14 protein-coding genes are annotated in these 19,867 nt (G+C 69.6%); 6 read left to right on the forward strand and 8 right to left on the reverse strand.

Translation table 11 applies throughout. The annotated features are described in order from the left end of the window. Nucleotides 1–21 precede the first annotated feature (21 nt). The 4 genes from ENSA7_RS20775 to ENSA7_RS20785 all read right to left on the reverse strand — a co-directional run bounded on the left by ENSA7_RS20775 (nt 22) and on the right by ENSA7_RS20785 (nt 8,229). A complete protein-coding gene (locus ENSA7_RS20775) occupies nt 22–2,406 on the reverse strand; it encodes an SIR2 family protein (RefSeq protein ID WP_181233948.1) in 2,385 nt (794 codons plus the stop codon). After that, nucleotides 2,403–3,203 (reverse strand): hypothetical protein, encoded by an 801-nt coding sequence (locus ENSA7_RS43975; RefSeq protein ID WP_181233949.1) that lies wholly within the window; start codon nt 3,201–3,203, stop codon nt 2,403–2,405. The genes ENSA7_RS20775 and ENSA7_RS43975 overlap by 4 nt, the downstream gene beginning before the upstream one ends. Before the next feature lie 79 nt (nt 3,204–3,282). Then, complete coding sequence (locus ENSA7_RS20780) at nt 3,283–6,705, reverse strand: cadherin-like beta sandwich domain-containing protein (RefSeq protein ID WP_106091062.1); 3,423 nt, start codon at nt 6,703–6,705, stop codon at nt 3,283–3,285. Between the two features lie 18 nt (nt 6,706–6,723). Continuing rightward, nucleotides 6,724–8,229 carry an OmpA family protein gene (locus tag ENSA7_RS20785; RefSeq protein WP_181233950.1) on the reverse strand — a complete coding sequence of 502 codons (1,506 nt, stop codon included), beginning with the start codon at nt 8,227–8,229 and terminating at the stop codon, nt 6,724–6,726. A 262-nt stretch (nt 8,230–8,491) separates the two neighbouring features. Here ENSA7_RS20785 and ENSA7_RS20790 point away from each other — a divergent pair, with 262 nt between their 5' ends. The 5 genes from ENSA7_RS20790 to ENSA7_RS20815 all read left to right on the forward strand — a co-directional run bounded on the left by ENSA7_RS20790 (nt 8,492) and on the right by ENSA7_RS20815 (nt 13,586). Then, a complete protein-coding gene (locus ENSA7_RS20790; protein WP_181233951.1) occupies nt 8,492–8,917 on the forward strand; it encodes a hypothetical protein in 426 nt (141 codons plus the stop codon). 70 nt (nt 8,918–8,987) lie between these two features. Continuing rightward, nucleotides 8,988–10,382 carry a hypothetical protein gene (locus tag ENSA7_RS20795; protein WP_106091064.1) on the forward strand — a complete coding sequence of 465 codons (1,395 nt, stop codon included), beginning with the start codon at nt 8,988–8,990 and terminating at the stop codon, nt 10,380–10,382. 1 nt (nt 10,383) lies between these two features. Then, the gene (locus tag ENSA7_RS20805) at nt 10,384–11,808 is read left to right on the forward strand and encodes an outer membrane protein assembly factor BamB family protein (RefSeq protein ID WP_181233952.1); all 1,425 of its coding nucleotides are present in this window, start codon (nt 10,384–10,386) and stop codon (nt 11,806–11,808) included. Between the two features lie 84 nt (nt 11,809–11,892). After that, nucleotides 11,893–12,552, forward strand: a complete 660-nt coding sequence (locus tag ENSA7_RS20810; RefSeq protein ID WP_106091067.1) for a XylR N-terminal domain-containing protein — start codon at nt 11,893–11,895, stop codon at nt 12,550–12,552. A 2-nt stretch (nt 12,553–12,554) separates the two neighbouring features. Further along, nucleotides 12,555–13,586, forward strand: a complete 1,032-nt coding sequence (locus ENSA7_RS20815; protein ID WP_106091068.1) for an STAS domain-containing protein — start codon at nt 12,555–12,557, stop codon at nt 13,584–13,586. A gap of 45 nt (nt 13,587–13,631) precedes the next feature. Here the strand turns inward: ENSA7_RS20815 and rlmKL are convergent, their stop codons facing one another. The 4 genes from rlmKL to ENSA7_RS20835 form a co-directional block, all read right to left on the reverse strand. Beyond that, complete coding sequence (gene rlmKL, locus ENSA7_RS20820) at nt 13,632–15,839, reverse strand: bifunctional 23S rRNA (guanine(2069)-N(7))-methyltransferase RlmK/23S rRNA (guanine(2445)-N(2))-methyltransferase RlmL (protein ID WP_106091069.1); 2,208 nt, start codon at nt 15,837–15,839, stop codon at nt 13,632–13,634. 81 nt (nt 15,840–15,920) lie between these two features. After that, on the reverse strand, nt 15,921–16,109 hold the full coding sequence (locus ENSA7_RS20825; RefSeq protein ID WP_052557319.1) for a hypothetical protein: 189 nt from the start codon (nt 16,107–16,109) through the stop codon (nt 15,921–15,923). Nucleotides 16,110–16,415: 306 nt separating this feature from the next. Continuing rightward, on the reverse strand, nt 16,416–16,922 hold the full coding sequence (tsaE, locus tag ENSA7_RS20830) for a tRNA (adenosine(37)-N6)-threonylcarbamoyltransferase complex ATPase subunit type 1 TsaE (protein ID WP_181233953.1): 507 nt from the start codon (nt 16,920–16,922) through the stop codon (nt 16,416–16,418). A gap of 17 nt (nt 16,923–16,939) precedes the next feature. After that, the gene (locus ENSA7_RS20835) at nt 16,940–17,398 is read right to left on the reverse strand and encodes a hypothetical protein (protein ID WP_146157937.1); all 459 of its coding nucleotides are present in this window, start codon (nt 17,396–17,398) and stop codon (nt 16,940–16,942) included. A gap of 165 nt (nt 17,399–17,563) precedes the next feature. Between ENSA7_RS20835 and ENSA7_RS20840 the strand changes: the two genes are divergently transcribed. Continuing rightward, complete coding sequence (locus ENSA7_RS20840; protein WP_106091072.1) at nt 17,564–19,831, forward strand: M1 family metallopeptidase; 2,268 nt, start codon at nt 17,564–17,566, stop codon at nt 19,829–19,831. Nucleotides 19,832–19,867: the final 36 nt, after the last annotated feature.

Consider the following 19,867-nt stretch of genomic DNA (forward strand, 5'->3'; position numbering starts at 1 on the left):
CGAGCGAGGTTCCCGGGCCGGTCAGGCGACCCGCAGCGGTCGTGACTGGCCCGACTCGACCGGGCCGTCGATCCCCAACACCTCGGGCAGGGCGTCGAGCATCGCCTGACTGGGCTCGTCGGCCACGGCCCAGCGCCACAGCGAGGGTGCGCCGGGCGTACCCGGGAGCGGCCGCTGATCGCTGGCCCACCATGGGATCGCCTGCGCGCGCAGCCGCCAGTGGTGCACGCGCCCGGCAAACGCCCCGCGCACCCGCGAGCGGACCGAGCGACGATCAAAGCCGCTCAACACGATCGCCAGGGCCCGCGGGGTCGAGGGCAGCGCCTCGGTCCCGCTCGAGAAGCTCACGGCCGGCCGCTGCGACTGGCCAGGGGCCACGCACGGGCTCGGCTGAGACCACTCGCGCAGCTCGCCGCGCCAGCTCGCGATCATGCGCCGCAGCGCGATCTCGACGACGACCCCCCAGCCGGTCCACTGCGGGTGCTCGGACGGCGGGAAGAACCACTGCCGACGGTTGACCACCCGCACGGACGCCCCGGGCCCGTCGCGCCGCAGCACCGCCTCGCCGATCGCCAGCTCGCGCAGCAGCGCCGGATGAAAGCGATCCGTCCAGCCGACCACGCGATCGAACTGGCTGTCACTCGGGCCCGCGCGCTCCCAGCCCCGCGCCTGCTCGAACTCGGCGTCGGTCAGTTCGTGGAGCCGATCGAGCACGCGGACCCGCTCGCGCTCGGGGCAGCCATGGCCGAGCAGGTTGGTGGCCACCCGGCGCAGATCGACCTCCACGCACTGCTCCTGGCGGATCCGCACGGTGCGATGCCACAGCCAGCGCATGGTCTGGTCGAGCCTGGGGAACCCGTCCATACCCTCGAAGTAGGACTGCAAGTAGTTGGGGTGGTGGGTCTGCGAGGGGTGAGCGATGCCCTCGGCCCGGCTGGCCGCGCGCAGGACCTCGAGCGCGTCGAACTCGAACCCGCCCGGTCCGCCCAGGAAGAACGCGCGGGCCCGCTGGGCCCGGCCGTCGGTCGTGTCGGACTCGATCTGCGCCTTGGATGCCTCGGCGGCCGCGCCTGCGCCTGCGGCCGTGTCCGCGCGGGCACCACCGCGAGCCGCTCGCTCCGCGCCGCGGACGTCATGCTGGGCGTGCAGTACCCGCTCGTCCTGCTCGGTCGCGCCCAGTCCCCCCAGGAGTCCCCCCAGGCGAGGCCCGCCCACTCGGGCGTTCACGGACGCGATCTCTTCGAACGCAGTCCGGAACGCGTCGTGGAGCACCCGGTCGCGGATGCTGTAGCCGCAAAACACGATCGAGCGGGTCCGCAGCAGGTTGGCCAGCAGGTCGCGCGACCACGCGTCCTCGCGCCAGTTTTGGATCTCGCGGAACGTGAACACGATCGAGGGCAGGTAGCTGGCGAACGCCCGGCGTGCGTCGCTGAGCTCCGGTTCGGCCCCGCTCGCGAGCGCCTCGACGACGCGGGTCCGCGCCCACCGATAGCACTCGGCGCAGCCGTGGATCTTGGCGACCAGGGCCGAGCGGTGGGTGTGGCCAAACCGAAAGAAGTCCGCGGCCTGGCCGATCCGCGCGAAGTGGGACAGCTCGGTCAACAGCGGCGGCGGCTCGGGGTCCTGCCCCGGCGCGTCGCACAGCCGACAGGCAAACCCCGACAGCCGATACGCGCCCTCGATCAGCATGTCGTAGTTGGTGGTCAGCAGCGTGCGGCACAGGCCGTCGCGGGCCCACCGGGCGATGATGTGATGACGCGGGCGCAGCCGGTCGGCGTAGCTGCGCTCGACCTCGGCGATCTCGCGCGCGTGCGGGCGACCGGCCATGACCGAGGGATCCGCGAACCCGAGCGTGTCGAGGAACAGCGCCTTGCCGCGCTCGCTCGGGCCCCACGCCTCGCCAACCAACAGCCGCGGCTCGATCGGCGAGACCCGCTCGACCCGGCCCCAGATCGGGTTGCACTCGAGCAGCGTGGTCTCGCGCTGGTGGACGTCGACCCAGAAATCTTCGCTGAACCCGACCTCGGTGCAGGCGTCGACCAGGGTCCCGAACGCCTCGCACATCCACTCGTTGGGCCGGTAGTAGTCCTGCTCGAGGATCTTCGCGTGGGCGACCGTGGTCAGCGGATCCCTGCCCTCTTGGCCCAGCCAGAAGGTCTCGCGCAGGACCTCGCGCAGCCGCTTGGCGGTCGCGACCACGGCCGCCGTGAGCTGCTCGCGGCGCTCGATCATGACCGAGCTCATCGCGTCGAACCGCGCGAGCAGCCGCAGCAGCAAGCGCTGGCCGCTGAGGCCCTCGCTGTCGAGCGAGAACCCGGCCCCGACGAAGAACACGACCTGACCGTGGTAGATCCGCTCGGCCAGGTTCTCGAGCTTGGACAGATCAAAGCTGGTCGCGCGGGTCACTTGCGGCGCCCCTTGTGCTTCTTGCTGATGACAGGTTGGACAGACTGGACGGATCGGCCGGACTCGGTCGTCTCGGCCGCCGGCTCGGAGGTCGCGGAGCTCGGCAGCGCCTGCCAGACCCGGCTGTTCGCGCGGGCCAGCCAGCGCTCGTGGGCGACGACGCGGGCGCCGAGCCGCTCGATCGCCGCGGCGTCTCGCTGACCCGACCAGTGGGCCCACAGCGGGTTGGGCCGGCGCCCGCCGTCGTCGACATGGGCGAGCACCAGCCGCTCCGGCGCCAGGGTCTCGGCGCTGCTCCAGTCCCCGAGCAGCGGCGGGAGCGAGTCGACGCTGCGCCGCTCGATCGCGGTCCGGACCAGGGTTGCGAGCAGGTCGAGCGGGGGCCGACGATCGACGAGCAGCTCGACGAGCTCGGCGAGATCGTCGAGCGCGCCCTCGCTCACGGCCCGATACGGCAGCGCCTCGAGCAAGCGCTTGGGCACCTCGTCGAGCGTGGCCAGGGAGTCGACGACCACCAGCGTGCGCTCGCTGACCCAGCGCATGCTGCGATCGAGATCCCAGACCAGCGTGGAGGCGGCCGTCGAGCTGGCCGCCCCGACGACCAGCGCACCGAGTTGATCGCCCAGCCGCGCGCCGTAGCGCTCGACGGTCTCGCGCAGCTCGCTGATCGACTCGACCGCGACGCTCACGGTCTGAAACGATCCACGCAGGCGGGCGGCGACGCTGGCCGCGACCGCGTCGGTCGGCATCCCGACCACCAGGACCAGCGCGGAGCCTGCGTCGTCTTTGCTGTGCACGCCCGGTCATCGTACCGAATCGTCGCGCCGCCGGGGCGCCGATGTTGGCGACCCCGGCCGTTCGTGCCCACGCAACCGCTCAGTGCCCGAGCAGGTCCTTGTCCTTGGGCCGGTAGATCTGCAGCTCGTAGATCCGCCGCCGGCCGTTTTGCGCCTCGACCTCGATCAGCGCTACGCTGGCCCCGTTGGTCTGCAGCGGCGGCTCGCCCTCGACCCCGCCGGGCTGCTGCAGCTGCACGGTCGTGACCCCGAACAGGCGCTTGCCATCGAGGAACACCTTCGAGGTGTTGACCGCTGGCACCGCGACGATGCGCACGCGCGTGGTCGCGTCGGGGACCTCGACGCTGTAGCTCTCCTTGTCGGGATGCTTGCTCTGCTCGGCCTCGGTCGGGATGTTCTTCACCAGCTCCTGGTCCTGATAGTTGATCAGGCAGCGCAGGGTCTTCAGGGCCGCGTTGTCGTTGCCGCGCCGATAGGTCAGCTCGTAGATCGACGAGCCGCCGTCCTCGGCCCGGACCTCGAAGTTGGTCACGTGCGAGCCGAACCCGGCGGCGTTGAGGGTGAACTCCGTATCCGAGGCGTGCGGCTTGCCGTTGATCTGCAGCTTGGCCAGCTCGTTGGTGAGCTTGGGCCGGTAGCCGAGCTTGGCGTCCTGGGTGTCGACGAGCTCGTACGTCAACACCTTGGGGGCAAACCCGGCGGGCGCGTTGCCGGCCTGGACCAGCTTGCCGGCCGAGGGCGTCAGCGCGGCGAGGCTGTGATCGCTGCTGGCCTGCGCGCGCGTGAGCGTGAGCGTGTAGGCGGCCACCGTGTTGTTCTGCGCGGTCGCGGTGACCTCGACCGTGTTGCTCCCGACCCCGAGCTGCAGCGGCGGCGACTCGACGCCCGACGAGCTCGACACCGTCTTGCCCGCGCACGCGACCTCGACCTTGGCCTTGCATGAGGCGTTGGCGGTGACCGTGAGCGCCGCGCCGTCCGTGTACGAGATCGTGCCGCTGTAGCTGGTCGTCCCGGACTTGAACGGCGCGTCGAGCCTGCCCGTGCCGCCCAGCTTCAAGCTGCGCAGCCGCACGATGTACTGGCAATCACTCGGGCACTTGTCAGGAAAGAAATCGGGGCACGCGTCGGGCCCTGGGTTACCGGGGCAGCCGACCGGGCGCACGGGGAAGTCACCGCGAAAGTACGGATATTGCTCGTACTTGTCGGGACGTGGGTAGCGCTGATCGATGACCGGCAGGCTGAGCTCGACCCACAGCTGGACCTTGCTGTCGCCCGCGATCGCGGCCACGGTCTTGGGCAGCGTCAGCGTGACGGCCTTGTCATTCGCCGACTTGGCGACCTGACCGTCCTTGGGCCCGCCAGGCTGCTGGCCGAGCTTGCCCGAGTCGAACACCGGTGAGGCCGGGTGGGTGCCCTTGCTGAACCACTTGCCCTCGACGACCGCGAATTGCTCGGCGTCGATTCGCTGCTGCCCGGTGAGCATCTCGAGCTCTTGCGGGATATCGGTGGAGGTCACCTGCTTGCTGACCTTGCGAACCGAGCGATCACCAAAGACGTGCTGATCCCAGGCGTAGGCGTTGAGGTCGTAGGCCTTGAGCTGAATCCACGACTTGGACTTGTGCGCGTTGTTGTAGCGGGTCACCGCGACGTACCCGAACTGTTTGTAGTAGTCGGGATCCTGGTCGTCGGTCGGGAACCGAAACTCGTGCTCGCCGCCGTGCATCTGCTCGGCGGTCTGTGAGCTCAGCGCGTTGATGTTCTGCAGGAACAAGAAGCCCGTGGCCTCGCCGTAGGGAAACTTGCTGAGGATGACGTTGTTGAACTCCGCGCTTGGGGTGGTGCTGGCCGCGAACTCGCTGCGGATGTCGAACAGCGAGGCGTTGCGCGAGGCGATCATGCGCTTGGCCAGCGGACCGCGCGGGCCCCAGACGCCCCAGAACGCCTCGATCTCGTCGCCGTGGGGGACGTTGCGCAGCGCCCAGGCCAGCCGCGCGGGCGAGAAGTTCTGGTGGGGGTCCTCGGTATAGGTGCGCAGCAGCGGCGTCGCATACAGCACGGCACCGGTCGCGCGCTCGACCAGGAACAGCCGCGCCAGCGCGACCGGCCGCGCGACCAGGGCCCGCTCGTAGGCCCGCTCGAGCTTGCCGACGTCGGTCTTGTAGCTCTTGGGCCACACGCCAATGCCCACACAAGGCGCGATCCCGGCCGCGTCGGCGTCGGCCCGGACCAGCGTCAGGAACCGGCCCTCGCACGTCCCTTCGACGGTGGGCGCGGTCTGACGCATGACCGCGAACGGGGTGAACGGCGGCTGACCGCCGGTGTCGATCAGCTGAAAGAAGTGGTTACCGGCCCGCTTGAACACCCGCAGGATGCACGAGATGTGCGGGTGGTTGTCGGGATGCTGGGCGGGGATCGGCTTGGGGTCTCGCTTCTCGCGTTCCGCTTCGGAGTAGCCGCGCACGACCTTGCCCGTGACGATCTGCTCGGTCCCGTCGTCCGCCTTGACCCGGTGCTTCTCGTCGTTGAACACGAAGAAGTCGCCGGGCCCGAGCGGGAACTGTGGGTCGTCGTAGAGCTTGGCCGGGAGCGGACCGTTGGCGTCGGCCTCGTCGATGATCGTGCCGCCGGCGGCCGTGGCGACGTGGAACGAGGCCCGCTGGGCGCCCATCTCCCCCCGGCTGCCGGGCGCGAGCGCGTAGATGTCGGCGCCGCGCAGGTAGTTGACCATGCTCGTGAGCTGCTGACACTCCGTGCACCACGGGTAGGTGATCTCGTCGGCCGAGGGCCGCATGCGCTCCCAGAACACGTCGTTGTTGAGGTGGACCAGGCGCTTGCCCGTGACGCCCGGCACGTGACAGTTGCCATACACGTTGCCCGGCATCTGGTAGGGCAGGCCCAGGAATTTCTCTGCAATGATCGCGCTGAGCTGCTCGTCCACGCGGCGCAGCGGCTGGCTCGACTTCTGCCGGCGACCCGAGAACGCGCCGTCGATCGAGGTCGCCATGCCCACGCGAAACCGATCGTTGTCGATCAGCGCGGCGTGGATGTGCGCGAGCATGTCGTTGAGCTTGTGGCCGGTGCTGGGCTTGGCCTGGCGCCCGGCCGCCGTGTTGATCGCGTGGACCAGGCGCGGCGGCGCGTCGTCCCGCCGGATCTTCGTCAGCTGGTTGAGCTTCACCCCGTAGCGGTACGACGCCTTGGCGAGCAGGGCCGAGTTCGTGGACTTGATCAGCTCGACGTCGAGCGAGATCTTGCCGATGTTCTCGAGCGGGACCGAGAACTCGGTCTTGTACAGGTGCTCGCGCGGGTTGACCCGCTTCATGATCTTGCGCTGGTCGAACAGCTTCTTGTCGTCCTCGAGCTCGACGGCGTCGTGAAACACCCGCAGCGTGCACAGGACCTCACCGGTCAGGTAGCCGGCCCGATAGAACGCCAGGCGGACGATCAGCTTGCCGTCCTGCGCGACGATCTCGGGGGACTCGAGCTTGTGTTCGTTGGCCACAATTAGATCAGCTCCGCTTCAGACTGCGTAGTAAGGGTCGTCGTCGATCGTGACCATCACGCCGCCAGGCGGCAGGCGCTCGACGGTCAGCAGCCCGTCTTCGTCGATCTCGGCCCGCTTGGCGCCCCACGGACTCCAGATCAGACACTCGCCGGGGTCGACCCACTCGGCGTCGAACTCGGCCTGGACCAGCCCATGCTGGACCTGGGTCTGCAGCGTGTCGGCGTAGATCAACGGACGGCGCCCGGCGACCTCGCGCTCGGCCGCGCTCGCGTTGACGTGAAAGCTGACCGCCGGAAAGTCCTCGTTGATGCCCAGCGTGACCTCCGACCAGGTCACGTGGTCGGGCTGATACCAGGCCACGAAGCTGGCCCGCGCGCCCTCGTTCTCGGCGACGGCCTCGATCGAGCCGACCAGGACGCGCTTGCCCTGGACCTCGAGCTCGACGTCGAACCGGACCAGGCTGCCGTCGGCGAGCTTGGGCGCGCGCAAGATCATGTCGCGGGGCTCGCCCATCCGCGCCGGATCTCCGGGGCGATCCCAGCCGACCTTCCAGACCGCCTTCCAGCTGATCGGCAGCGGCTTGCGGGCGATGATCGTGGGGTCGAACAGCTCGCAGGCACGCTCGGCGCAGCCGCCCGCGAAGCACTCGAGCGGTGGGATCTCGCTGGGATCGAAGAAGGTGACCTCGACCCGCCGATTGGTCGCGCTGCGGATCCCGTCGCGGCCGATCTGGTCGAGCGGATGAAACTCGCCGCAGCCGGTGTGCTTGGTCTGCGCGGCCGCCCAGGTCAGCCCAGCCTGGCGCGCCGCGAGCTCCTGGTGGCTGAGCTCGAGCGTGCGCGCGATGTGGTCCTGGTAGAGGTCGAACACCGCGCCCCAGGTCTGCCTGCCGAAGTCGCGATCGACGTCGAGCTGCTCGCCGCTGCCGCCGAACTCGTGGCCGTGCTCGTTGTAGTGGACCTGCAGCTGCTTGGTCGCAGCCCAGTGGTCATTGTGATTCTCGGCGAGCGAGCAGGGCCAATCCGTGTAGTCGGCGATCCAGTCGAGGATGAAGTTCTTGTCGGGGATCAGGCGATTGGCCTTGGTCTCCTTGTCGGCGATGTGCGGCGCGTCGACGGCGTCCTCGAACGCCTGGCGATCGCCCGCGACCAGCCCGTATACGACCTGCGCGCGCAGCTGCGAGAGCGTGACGTTCTCCGCGTCGCTGCCGACGGTGTCGGTGTGGCCCAGGATCAACAGCGACTTTTGGCCCTCGTATTGGGCCGAGTATTGCAGCACGGCCATGCACAGATTGAGTCCGGTGATCGGCTCGCCCTCTTCGTTGAGCGGCGGCGTGTGGTCCTTGGTCTCGGGCAGCAGCGCGGTGCTGTTGAACGAGAAGAACACGTCATCGAACTCGATGAACTGCACCCGCGAGTCGAGCAAGGTCACGACGTGCTGCCGACCCGTCTCGAGCTGGAGCACCGTCGGCGCCATCGCGTCCTTGCGCGAGATCGTCACCCGATTGGGGGCCTTCGGCACACCGTGCTGGTTAGCACGGTGTTCGCGCGCCCTTCAACAACTTCATTCGTCACCAGCCAACACGCAGCCTCCATGGTCGGGCTCCGACCCCACCGGGCGAGCCCAGGCTCGCACACATGTGCCTGTTGACCTTCCGATTGGCGACGCCGTTCCGCTGGCCTGACGGGTCCACGGTGCCACGCATTTTCGACGTGTGCTCGTCGCTCAGCTCGCAATTTGGACCGCCGGACGGCCAGCAGATGACTGCTAGGCTAATTTTCAAATGGCTCCATACCCCCTCATGCTGCTGACCGCAGCCTTCATGTTGGCTCCCGCAATCGGCGGCTGCAGCCAGCAAAAATATGACGTCGACACCCGTCCGCCCGCCACGGCAGGGCACGCGGAGATCGTGCTCACGGCCGACAAGACCGGCAACGGCCAGCTCAGCATGGAGCTCGAGCACCTCCCGCCACCGCAGCAGATTGACCCGTCGCTGCAGTACTACGTGGTGTGGGCGACCGCGGACGGCCGCGATCCCTACAAGCTCGGTGTCCTCGACTACGACGCCAAGGACCGCACGGGGAAGCTCGACGCGACCTTCTCCGATGATCGGCTGACGCTGATCGTGACGCTCGAGAAGGACGCCACGGTCAGCGCTCCGCTCGGCGCTCGCGTGCTCGAGCAGGTCGTCATCGCGCCAAGGCGATAGCAGCGGTCAGGGGCGAGCTTTCGTCGCTCGCTCGCTCGGGTCCACGGTATGATGCGCGGCACCTGCTGCCATGCCGGCCTCGACCAACTCAGCGCGCGCGACCGAATTCATGTTCGCGGTCGCGCTCGCCTCGAGCGTGCTCGCGTGCAATCCAGACGACTCGCACGCCGATGCCCAGGCGGACGCCAGCGACGACGGCGACACGGAGCCGCCAGGCCCGACCTGGCATCGAGACATCGCGCCGCTGATCCACACCCACTGCGTGCGCTGTCACCAGGCCGGCGGCGTCGCTCCGATGTCGCTCGATGACCACGCCAGCGCCCAGCCCTGGGCGGCGCAGATGCTCGACGAGATCGCAGCCGGGACCATGCCTCCGTGGGGCGCGAGGGTCACCGAGCGCTGTCAGCCAGACCACGAATTCCGGGGCGACCCCACGCTCACCGACGCCGAGCTCGACTTGCTCGCGCGGTGGCTCGCCGCCGATACACCCGCGGGTGACCCAGCCACCGCGGCGCCGCTGCCCGAGCTCGACTCGCTCGATCTCGCCGACGTCAGCGCCAGCTTTCACAACGCCCTGCCCTACGCGTTCGAGGGCCCAGACGACGCCTACGTGTGCTTCTCGGCTGACCTTGGCCTGAGCGAGCCCGCGTTCCTCGACGGGATCCAGGTCCTGCCCGACAACCAGGCGATCGTCCACCACGTGCTCGTGTGGGTCACGCCAACCGAGCCGGCCGGGCACCCCGGGCCGTGGGACTGCCCGCCGGGGGCCATCCTCGACGACGCCTGGCTCCTCGCGATCTGGGTGCCCGGCGCCTCACCGACGATCTTCCCCGAGGACGTGTCGTTCGCGGTCCCGGCCGGCGCCCACGTGATCTTGTCCTACCACTACCACCCGCCTGGACCCGGGACCTACACGGATCGCAGCGGCGTGGCGCTGCGCTGGCAACCCGAGCCCACCCCCTGGCTCGGCGCGTTCGCGATGTTGGGCCTGCACCCCGAGCCCACGCAGCTCGTCGATCCGCCGTTCATGATCCCCGCGGGCGCGAGCGATCACGTCGAGACCGTCGCCGAGCCGTGGCCGGCCGACGAGGTCTCGCTGTTCTCGATCGGCACCCACATGCACTACGTCGGCCACGATCAGCGAATCGTGGTGCAGCGCCCGGGCCAGAGCTTTGCCGACGCGGACTGCCTGCTGCACACGCCCGCGTGGGACTTCGACTGGCAGCGCATGTATCCGATCGATCGTCCGCTCGAGCAGCTGCCCACGCTCGGGCCCGGCGACACCGTGTGGATGGACTGTCGCTACGACAACACCCTCGCCAATCCCGGCGTGGCGCAGGCGCTGAGCGAGCAAGGGCTCAGCGAGACCCAAGACGTGCACTGGGGCGACAGCTCGCTCGACGAGATGTGCGTGGGGCTGGTCGGCGTCGCGTGGCCGATCGCTACCCCGGATCCTGGGCCCTGACATGAGCCGCGACGTCAGCCGACGGACATTCTCGTCCGGTGTCCTGCAGGCGACGGTCGCCGGCTTGCTGCCCGGCTGTGGGCGCGCTGCCGAGGCTCAGCCGCGCGACGCGGCGCCCGAGCCCGCGCGAGCACCCGAGCCCGCGCGAGCGCCCGAGCCCGCGCGAGCACCCGAGCCCGCGCGAGCACCCGAGCCAGGCAGCGCGATCGAGGTGATCGACCCCGAGCCGACCCCGCCAACCACGATCGCTCCCGGCCGCCCCCCCGAGCTCGACGGCGAGTTCCCCGACTGGACCCTGGGAGACGCGAGCGCCTCGACCCACACCATGTTGATGTTCCGGGGCAACCCGGCCCACAGCGTCTCCGGCGTCGGCACCCTCGCCGCGCAGCCCGAGCTGCTGTGGCGCAAGCGACTCGGCGACTACCACGGGACCCGGGCCGATGGCACCGTGTTTCGCTGGGCGGGAACTGGGTGGACTGGCCAGCCAGTCCGCTGGGGCTCGCGGATCTACGTGGGTGCCGTCGACGCCAAGTTCTACTGCTTCGACGCCGACACCGGCGAGCAAAAGTGGAGCTTCGACGAGGGCGGCATGTACAAGAGTTCGTGCTGTTTTTACGCCGGGCGGATCTACGTGGGCAACGTCGACAACCGGATCCGCTGCCTCGACGCCCGCGACGGCAGCCTGGTGTGGAGCTACAACACCGGCCGCGACTGCGACTCCTCGCCGTGCGTGTCGGGCGGGCGGCTCTACATCGGCGGCGAAGACGGCAAGCTCAAGTGCCTCGAACCGGCTGACGGGGCGCTGCACTGGGAGCTCCCGCTCGGGGAAGGCATCGGCGCCCCGCGGGGCTCGGGCGGGATCGAGTCGTCCCCCGCGGTCGCCGACGGTGAGGTCTACGTCGGCCACTACGACGGCTACTTGATCTGCGTCGACGCCAACACCGGCGAGCAGCGCTGGCGGGCCACGACCGGCGGCGACACCGACGTCTCCCCCGTGGTCGTCGGCGACCTGGTCTACGTCGCCGCCGAGACCGGCTCCCCGTTCCTGCGCGCGTTCGATCGCAGCAAGCGCGGCGCGTTGGTCTGGGAGTTCGAGAGCTGGCGCGGGTTCTGGTCGACGCCCGCGGTGCTCGGGGATCGCCTCTACATCGGCGGCCACGACGGCGTCATGTACTGCCTCGCCGCCACCACCGGCGCCGTGATCTGGACCTTCGCGGCGCAGGCGTCGATCTGGTGCTCGCCCGTGCTCGTCGACGGCAAGCTCGCGTTTGGCTCGCACGATCCCTTCTTCTACTTGCTCGACGCCGAGACCGGGGCGCTGCTGTGGAAGCACGAGATCGGCGGCCGCACCCACTCGACCCCGTGTGTCGTCGACGCGAAGATCCACGTGGGATCGACCAATGGCTATTTTCATTGCTTCGGGTGAGTGACTGGTCACTCGCAAATGCCCACACTGGCTATTCACCAGGCACCGCGCGCGGTCGCGCTGTTATGATTTGCGAGTCCGCTCATGGAAAACTCAACCACCGTCGTCAAGTGCCCCGAGCCGCTCGCGCCTCTGTTCGCGCAGGCCGAGCAGATCATGCAGGGGTTCTTCACCGATCTCGAGCGCGTGCCCGAGCGCGGGCAGATTCACATTCAGGGTGTTCGCTACATGCTCATGCGAACGGACTCGATGGCGATCGAGCTGCAGGAGGAGCTGCGCAAGACCTTTGGCGAGACCGGCGCTCGTCAGATCCGCTACAAGCTGGCCAAGGCCTGCGGGATCCGTGACGCCAAGCTGTTCGCCGAGCGGCTCGAGATCGAGGATCCGACCATGCGGATGGCCCTCGGTCCGGTTCACTTCGCCCACGTCGGCTGGGCCAACGTCAACATCTTCGAGGACAGCGCGCCGCAGCCCAACGAGGACTTTTTCTTGGCCTACGACCACCCCTACTCGTTCGAGGCCGCGTCCTACCTCGAGAACGAGATCGTGAGCACGCACCCAGTCTGCCACATGAACGCGGGGTACAGCGCCGGGTGGGGCGAGGCCAGCTTCGACATCGATCTCAAGGCGGAGGAGCTGACGTGCCGGGCCAAGGGCGACGCGCAGTGCATCTTCGTGATGGCGCACCCGCGCAACTTCGAGCGCCTGCGCGACGAGTTCGCCCGCGCGCGGGGGCTGATCTGAGCGTGGAACCACAGGATCCGACACCGCTCGCCCGTCGGTTCGAGCGGCTGGTCGAGAGCACCCGCTTCGTGCAGCTGATGGCCCAGACCTTCTCGACCCTGGACCTGACCGTGCGCGACGACATCGCGGACACGCTCGGAGCGCTGACGAGCAGCTACTTCGATTGCCGCGCCCGACTGGTGCTGCTGGTCGACGACGACACCGGCGCGCTGCGGGTCGCGGCGAGTGATGGCTTCGCCGACGCGGGCGCGCTCTTGTCGGCCCCGGGCCAGGCGCTGTGGACCTGGCTCATGCATGAAAAAGTCGCGACACAGCTCGGGCCGACCGAGCTGCGCTCGCGCTGGCCCGAGGCCCCGGCCGCGCTGTGCGAGGGCATGGCCTGCGTGGCGATCGACGTGCGGGACCGCTCGGTCGGGCTGCTCGCGGTCGCAGGCAAGCGCTCGAGTGAGCCGTTCGACGAGGAGGGGCTGACGTTTTTGTCGTGTGCCTCGGGCCTCGCCGCGATGGCGCTGGCCAACGCCAACGCCCACGAGCTCGAGCTCGCTCAGCGGCGGCTCGCCGAGCGTCGGGCCGAGGAGGCCGCGGCCGAGACCCGCGCCAAGCAAGCGGCGCTCGCCGAGCTCGACGATCGGCTCGCGCTCGTCGAAGCGCAGCGCCGCCAGATCGTCGCGCTCTCGACCCCCTTCTTGCAGATCGGCGCCGACATCTTGGTGCTGCCGCTGGTCGGGACCATCACCGCCCACCGCTGCGAGCACCTGCTGGACAAGCTGCTCGCCGAGATCGCCCGGCGCCACGTCGGCTTCGTGATCCTCGACGTCACCGGGATCGAGCAGGTCGACACCAACACCGCCCACCACCTGGTCCGAGTCGGACAGGCCGCCAGCCTCGTCGGTGCCCAGTGCATCCTGACGGGGATCCGCGCCAGCGTCGCCCAGACCCTGGTCGGGCTCGGCGCGGACATGGCGTCGCTGCTGACCATGCGCACCCTCGGCCACGGCCTCGCCGAGTGCCACCGACGCCTGCAGCAGCGCTGAAGCGGGCGGGCGTCGGGCGGGCCAACACTCGGCGAAGGCCGAAGATCACGCCCCCCGAGCGATGATCCAGCACCGATGCACGGTCTTGTTGCGAGAAAAATCCGGCGGAATCGTCCCCCGCAGCTCCTCGACCACCAGTCCATCGAGCCCGTCCTCATCGAGCTTGAACTTGCGCAGGTTGGTCGAGAACCACAGCTGTCCGCCCGGCCGCAGCAGGTCGACGCAGCGCCAGATGATCTCCACATGGTCGCGCTGCACGTCGAGGGTGCCCCGCATCCGCTTCGAGTTCGAGAAGCTGGGCGGATCGCAGAAGATCAGGTCCCAGCGCCGAGACCCCTGCTCGCGGACCCACTCGAGCACGTCGTCGCGGATCAGCTCGTGAGCCGGCCGTGAGCGGCGGTAGCCCTGGTCGTCCTCGGGTCCGACGCACGCCAGGCCGTTGAGCGCGAAGTTGCGGGCCGCCCACTCGAGGTAGATCCGCGACAGATCCACGCTGGTCGTCGAGCTGGCCCGGCCCAGCGCCGCGTGGACGCTGACGCTGGCCGTGTAGCAGAACAGGTTGAGCACCTGCTTGCCGGCTGCGGCCTCGCGCAGCTTGGCGCGGACCGGCCGATGATCCAAGAACAGCCCGGTGTCGAGGTAGTCGTCGAGGTTGACCCACAGCCGCGCCGGCCCCTCGCGGACCGCGAACTCGTTGCCGCTGTCGTCGAGCTTGCTGTACTGCTTGGTGCCCTTTTGCCGCTCGCGCTTCTTGATGTGCACGCGCTCGCGGGTGAGGCCGAGATCCTCGCGGATCACGGCGAGCGCCTCGCCGCGGCGGCGCCGAGCGTCGGCCTCGTCGACGGTGTCGGGCGGCGCGTACTCCTGCACGTGGGCATGGACCAGCCCGGTGTCCGCCGCCTCGTAGAGATCGACCGCGAAGTTGTACTCGGGGATGTCGGCCTCATACAGCCGATAGCAGCTCACGCCCTCGCGCTTGCACCACGCGCGCAGCTTCTTGTGGTTCTTGCTCAGGCGGTTGGCGAACGAGCGCGCGCCCTCGCTGCGCTCGCGCACGACCACCGGCTCGGGCTTGCCGTCGGCCCCGACCGCGCGCGGCTTGGGCTCGTGGACGTCGATGCGCAGGATCTGACACTCGATCGGTCCGTCGTGCAGCACGTTGCGCTTGCGCGCGCGCAGCCCCAGCGAGCGACCGAGGCTGGTGTCGCCGCACAGCAGCGCCGCCTCCCAGCCGACGAAGCGCTCGCGCAGCTGCCGACCGAGCGCGGCGTACAGCGACTCGAGCTCGCGCCGGTTGCCGAGCCGCTCGCCCCACGGTGGGTTGCAGACGACCAGGCCCGTGAGCCCGCTCGGCGCCTCGACCTCGGCGAGGCTGCGCTTCTCGATGTGGACGAGCCCGCGCAGCCCGGCGGCCTCGACACACGCGAGCGCGGCCCGGACGGCGTCGGGCTCGGCGTCATAGCCGATCAGCCGGGGCAGCGGACCGGCCAGCCCGGCTTCGCGACGGGCCAGGGCCTCGTCGCGCAGCGGCGCCCAGACCTCGGCGTCGTGGCCGGCCCAGCCCTCGAACCCCCAGCGCTCGCGCAGCAACCCGGGCGCGACATCCCCGGCCAGCCACGCGGCCTCGATCAGAAAGGTCCCCGAGCCGCACATCGGATCCACGAACGCGCCGCGATTGTGCCCGCCCGCGCGCAGCAGCACGGCCGCGGCCAGGTTCTCGCGCAGCGGGGCGGCGACCGAGGCGACCCGGTAGCCGCGGCGGTGCAGCCCCTCACCCGCGAGCTCGATGCTGAGCGTGGCCTTGTCGCCGCGCAGGTGCAGGCGCAGGCGCAGGTCGGGAGCGTCGAGATCGACGCTGGGCCGCTCGCCCCAGCGCTCGCGCAGGTGGTCGACGAGCCCGTCTTTGACCCGCAGCGCCGCGTAGTGGGTGTTGTCGATCCCGCTGTCCGGCGCGGGCGTACCGGCCGCCGAGATCGCAAAGCTGCGGTAGCGGGCCAGGTGGTCGGTCCACGCGAGCGCGCGCGCAGCCTCGTAGAGCGCGTCGCCGTCGACCGCCGGCAGCTCGGCCACGCGCAGCAACACGCGACCGGCCACGCGCGACCACAGGCAGGCCCGGTAGCCCAGCCCCAACGATCCATGAAAGCCGACGCCACCTGTGCGCGCGCGCGGGCGCTCGGCGCCGATCGTCTCGAGCTCGGCTGCGAGCAGGTCTTCGGCCCCGCGCGGGGCCGTGGCAAAGAATTCGTGGGTCATCGTGGTTGTGTCGGTGAAAAGCAGACGCGCGCGAACCCAGGGCTCGCGCGCGTCTGATCGTGTAGGAAGGCCGGTGGCCGACTACAGATCGTGTGGTCGAACCGTGCTGCGACCGTTCTGGGTGCAGCGGTGGATCGCGGCCTGAAGCATCGCGTGAACCTTGTCAGAGACGGCGGCGACGAGCTCACCATCGCTGCGAAGACCGGCCTCTCGGACGACCTCCTTGATCTTGGAGCCTACGACGACGATTTCCTTGGGTTTGTTGGCCATGACGGGGACCTCTCGTGTGCTGGGGAGCGTGCGTGGGATTGGTAAATCGGGGTTTATGGCCGTTAGGCCACACCGCGACGACTGCGGTGCCGCGCACGATAAACGGCCCAGGGTGGGCTTGGCAAAGGCAAATTCGCCCAAAGTGGCTCCACTGGCCCCGTCAGCGCTCGATCGGGCGGCGCTTCGATCGCCGCCCGGCGATCCCAAATACGCGCAAAGTGGCGAAATCAGGCAATTTTTTGGTTCTCGGGGCAGGTCCGGGGGCGACCCAGGCCGGGCAAAGTCGAACGCGTCGACGGGGCTTGCTCACTGTCCAGGCGCGGCCGCCTGGGCCTGTCCTCGGTGGTCTTCGAGCTTCAGACGGCGCACGGCGGGCCGATCTGGCACCCTCGACAGCCCGATCGAGAGGTGTTGCTTCGGTGGGTCAGCCCACAACTCGGACCACTCGACGACCAGCACCCGCTCGGGCCCCGGCAGCTCGTCGTGCTCGAGGCCGAGCGCCTCGAAGGCCGCGCTCGCAACCGGTCCGCCCTCGCCGAGTCGGAACAGATCGACGTGAACCAGCTCGATCGGCCCGGGGTGGATCATGCAGACCGTATAGGTGGGGCTGCAGACACGCTCGGGCCGGGTCACCCCGAGTCCGCGCGCCAGCGCCCGCACCAGCGTGGTCTTGCCGGCCCCCATCTCGCCGCGCAGCAACAACACGTCGCCGCCGCGCAAGCTCGCGCCCAGCGACTCGGCCCACGCCAACATCTGCGGCTCGTCGAGCTCGCGCTCGCGCTCGAGATCCAGGGCTGGGGATGGGGCTGGCATGCCGCGAGTGTAGCGACTCAGGACCCTCCGTACCCGCACTCGAGGTCCAAACGATCGCCGTCGCAGGGGAACGCGGTGACCGAGGACCATCCGGTGTCGACGCAGAAGCTGACGGTCACGTGCACGCGCGCGGGCTCGCCTGGCTTCGCGTAATATTGATCGACGATCCCGCACTCTTCCTCGTCGCGCACGGCGGACTCCACGTTCGCGGCGAGCACGTCGAGCGGCGTCACCACCTCCCAGCCCCGGGCCTGCAGGTGCGCGTCCCAGGCGGCCATGGTCTGGTCGGGGTTCTTGCGGGCCAGCTCGTAGCGGCGGTTGGTCGCCATGTACTTGCCGTCGTCCTCGCCGGGTCGACACATCACGCCGCCCTCGGGCCCGATGACCTCGGCGAGGATGCCCTCGAGCGGTCGCTCGTCGACGACCATGCCCTTGCCGCCACACGGGGCCTTGCGGCACCCCACCATGGCAACCACGGCGACCGAAACGAGTGGGGCGAGTACCAGCAACGTCGAGCGAGCTGAGCGTGGCATGAGGGGCGCGATCTTCGCGCGCTCTCGCGGCGCCGTCAATCGCCATCGCCGACGCCCGCCCAACCTCGATTGCGCCGTTACAAAGCCCGGTGGTACCCATGCGCGGCCATGTCCGGGTCCGCAGCGCGAGCGTCTCGAACGCCCCGAGCCCTCGGGCTGGGCCTCGCTATCGTCGCCGCGATCAGCCTCGGGGGCTTCGGCTGCAGCGACGACGAGCCGCCCAGCTTCCCCGCGATCGACGAGCCCGAGCAGGCGCTGCGGCCCGAGTCGGTCCGCGGTGTGATCCCGGAGCACGCCCACGTCGTCGACTACTGGATCGACGCGCGCCTCGACGAGCGCGCCCACGAGATCCACGGGACCCTGCGCATGGCGTGGCGCAACCGGACCGAGCGCAGCGTCGATCGCCTGCCCTTCCACCTCTACATGAACGCGTTCCGGGCCGAGGACAGCGCGTGGATGGCCGACGCCCGCGGCAGCCACCGCGGCAAGGAGTTCGCCCGCGATCGCTGGGGCTTCGTCGAGGTCTCGCGGATGTCGCTGATCGCCCGCAACCCCGAGCGCCCCCAAATCGTGCTCGAGCAGACCCCGTCGCAGCCCGGCGTGCCGCTGACCTACAGCGAGGACGCGGACCCGACGACGATGACCGTGACCCTGCCCGAGCCGGTCGGCCCGGGGGAGTCGGTGGTCCTCGAGCTCGAGTTCACGACCCGGCTCCCGCAGGTGTTCGCGCGCACGGGCTACTACGGCGACTTCCACATGGCCGGGCAGTGGTTCCCGAAGATCGGCGTGCTCGAGGAGCAGGGCGGATGGCAAGCCCACACCTTCGGGCTGTTCTCGGAATTCTACGCCGACTTTGGTGACTATGAGGTGTTCCTCGACGTGCCCGATCACTACGTCGTCGGGGCCTCGGGCGTGCGGGTCGCCGAGCAGACCCCGAGCGAGGGCCGCAAGCGCCTGCACTACCGCGCGCAGATGGTCCACGACTTCGCGTGGGTCGCCGATCCCAATTTCATCGAGCACTGGGGCGAGTACGAGGACATCCGGATCCGCCAGCTGATCCAGCCCGAGTTCGTCGATGACGCCGACACCCACCTCGAGGCCCAGAAGCTCGCGCTGGCCAGCATGGAGGCCCGATTCGGCAGCTACCCATGGTCGACGATCACGATCGTCCACGCGCCCAAGGGCGCGGGTGGGGCCGGCGGCATGGAGTACCCCACGCTCTACACGACCTCGAACATCGCAACCAACGAGCTCCCAACATGGGTGCTGCGCGAGCGGATCTCCGGGGTGTTCACCAGCATCCACGAGTTCGGTCACCAGTACTTCCAGGGGCTGTTCGCGTCCAACGAGCACGCGCAGCCGTGGCTCGACGAGGGCATGAACACGACCGCCAACCAGCTGGTCTACTGGGACGCCTACGGCGAGGATCCCTGGGTCGTCGAGCTGCTCGGCCACCCGCTCACGACCAAGGATCTGATCGCGCTGTCCATGTTGTTCGGCGCCGACCTGGATCCGATCGATCAGCCGGCCGATCGCTTTGATCCGCTCGTCGAGTCGTACGGAACCGTGACCTATCAGAAGACCGCGGCGGTGATGCTGACCCTGCGCGAGCTGTCTGGCCGCGCGCCCTGGGATCGCGCGATGGCCCGCTACGCCGAGCTCGCTCGGTTCGCCCACCCCGACGGGGCGCTGCTCGAGCGCGTGCTGGTCGACGAGATCGGCGGCGAGGACGGGCGCCTGGCGCTGGTCGGCGACGGCGGGCCCGGCACGGTCTGGCTCGACGTCCAGGACTACCTCGACCAGGGCCTGCGCGGGGCGGCGCTGCCCGACTTCAGGCTGGTCGAGATCGGTAACCAGCGGGTGCTCGGCGACGCGGGCTGGCACCGCGTCGCCGAGGGCGAGCCGCTCCCGGCCGAGCCGCCCCCGGCTGTGGTCGCGACCCAGCGCGCGCTCGCGGGCTTGTTTGGCTACGCGCCGCCGGTGGGGCCCGCCACCCTGGCGCTGAGCGAGACGCCCGACGACTGGAGCGACTCGGTCGCCGCGCTCGACACTGACCGCGTCGAGGGCTTCGTGATCGTCCAGCGCCGCACCAGCTTTCGGGTGCCCGTCGAGGTCCTCGTCGAATTCAGCGACGGCGAGCGCCTCACCCTGATCTGGGATGGGCAGGCCGACCACCACCGCTTCGACTTCCCCGGCCGCCGCGTGAAGCGGGCGATCGTCGATCCACGCATGCAGATCCTGCTCGAGGCGCGCAAGCTCGACAACGCGGCCTGGGCTGCCGACCCCGAGCACCAGCCGGCCGAGCCGCTGTCGGCCTGGCTCGGCGACATCGACGAAGCCACCAACCTCGCGATACTCGGCGGCCTGGGGATCTGACATGAGCGCACCACCGCCAGCAGCCCCCCCCGATTC

Origin of the sequence: Enhygromyxa salina, from assembly GCF_002994635.1 — a bacterium.
Taxonomy (GTDB): domain Bacteria; phylum Myxococcota_A; class Polyangia; order Nannocystales; family Nannocystaceae; genus Plesiocystis; species Plesiocystis salina_B.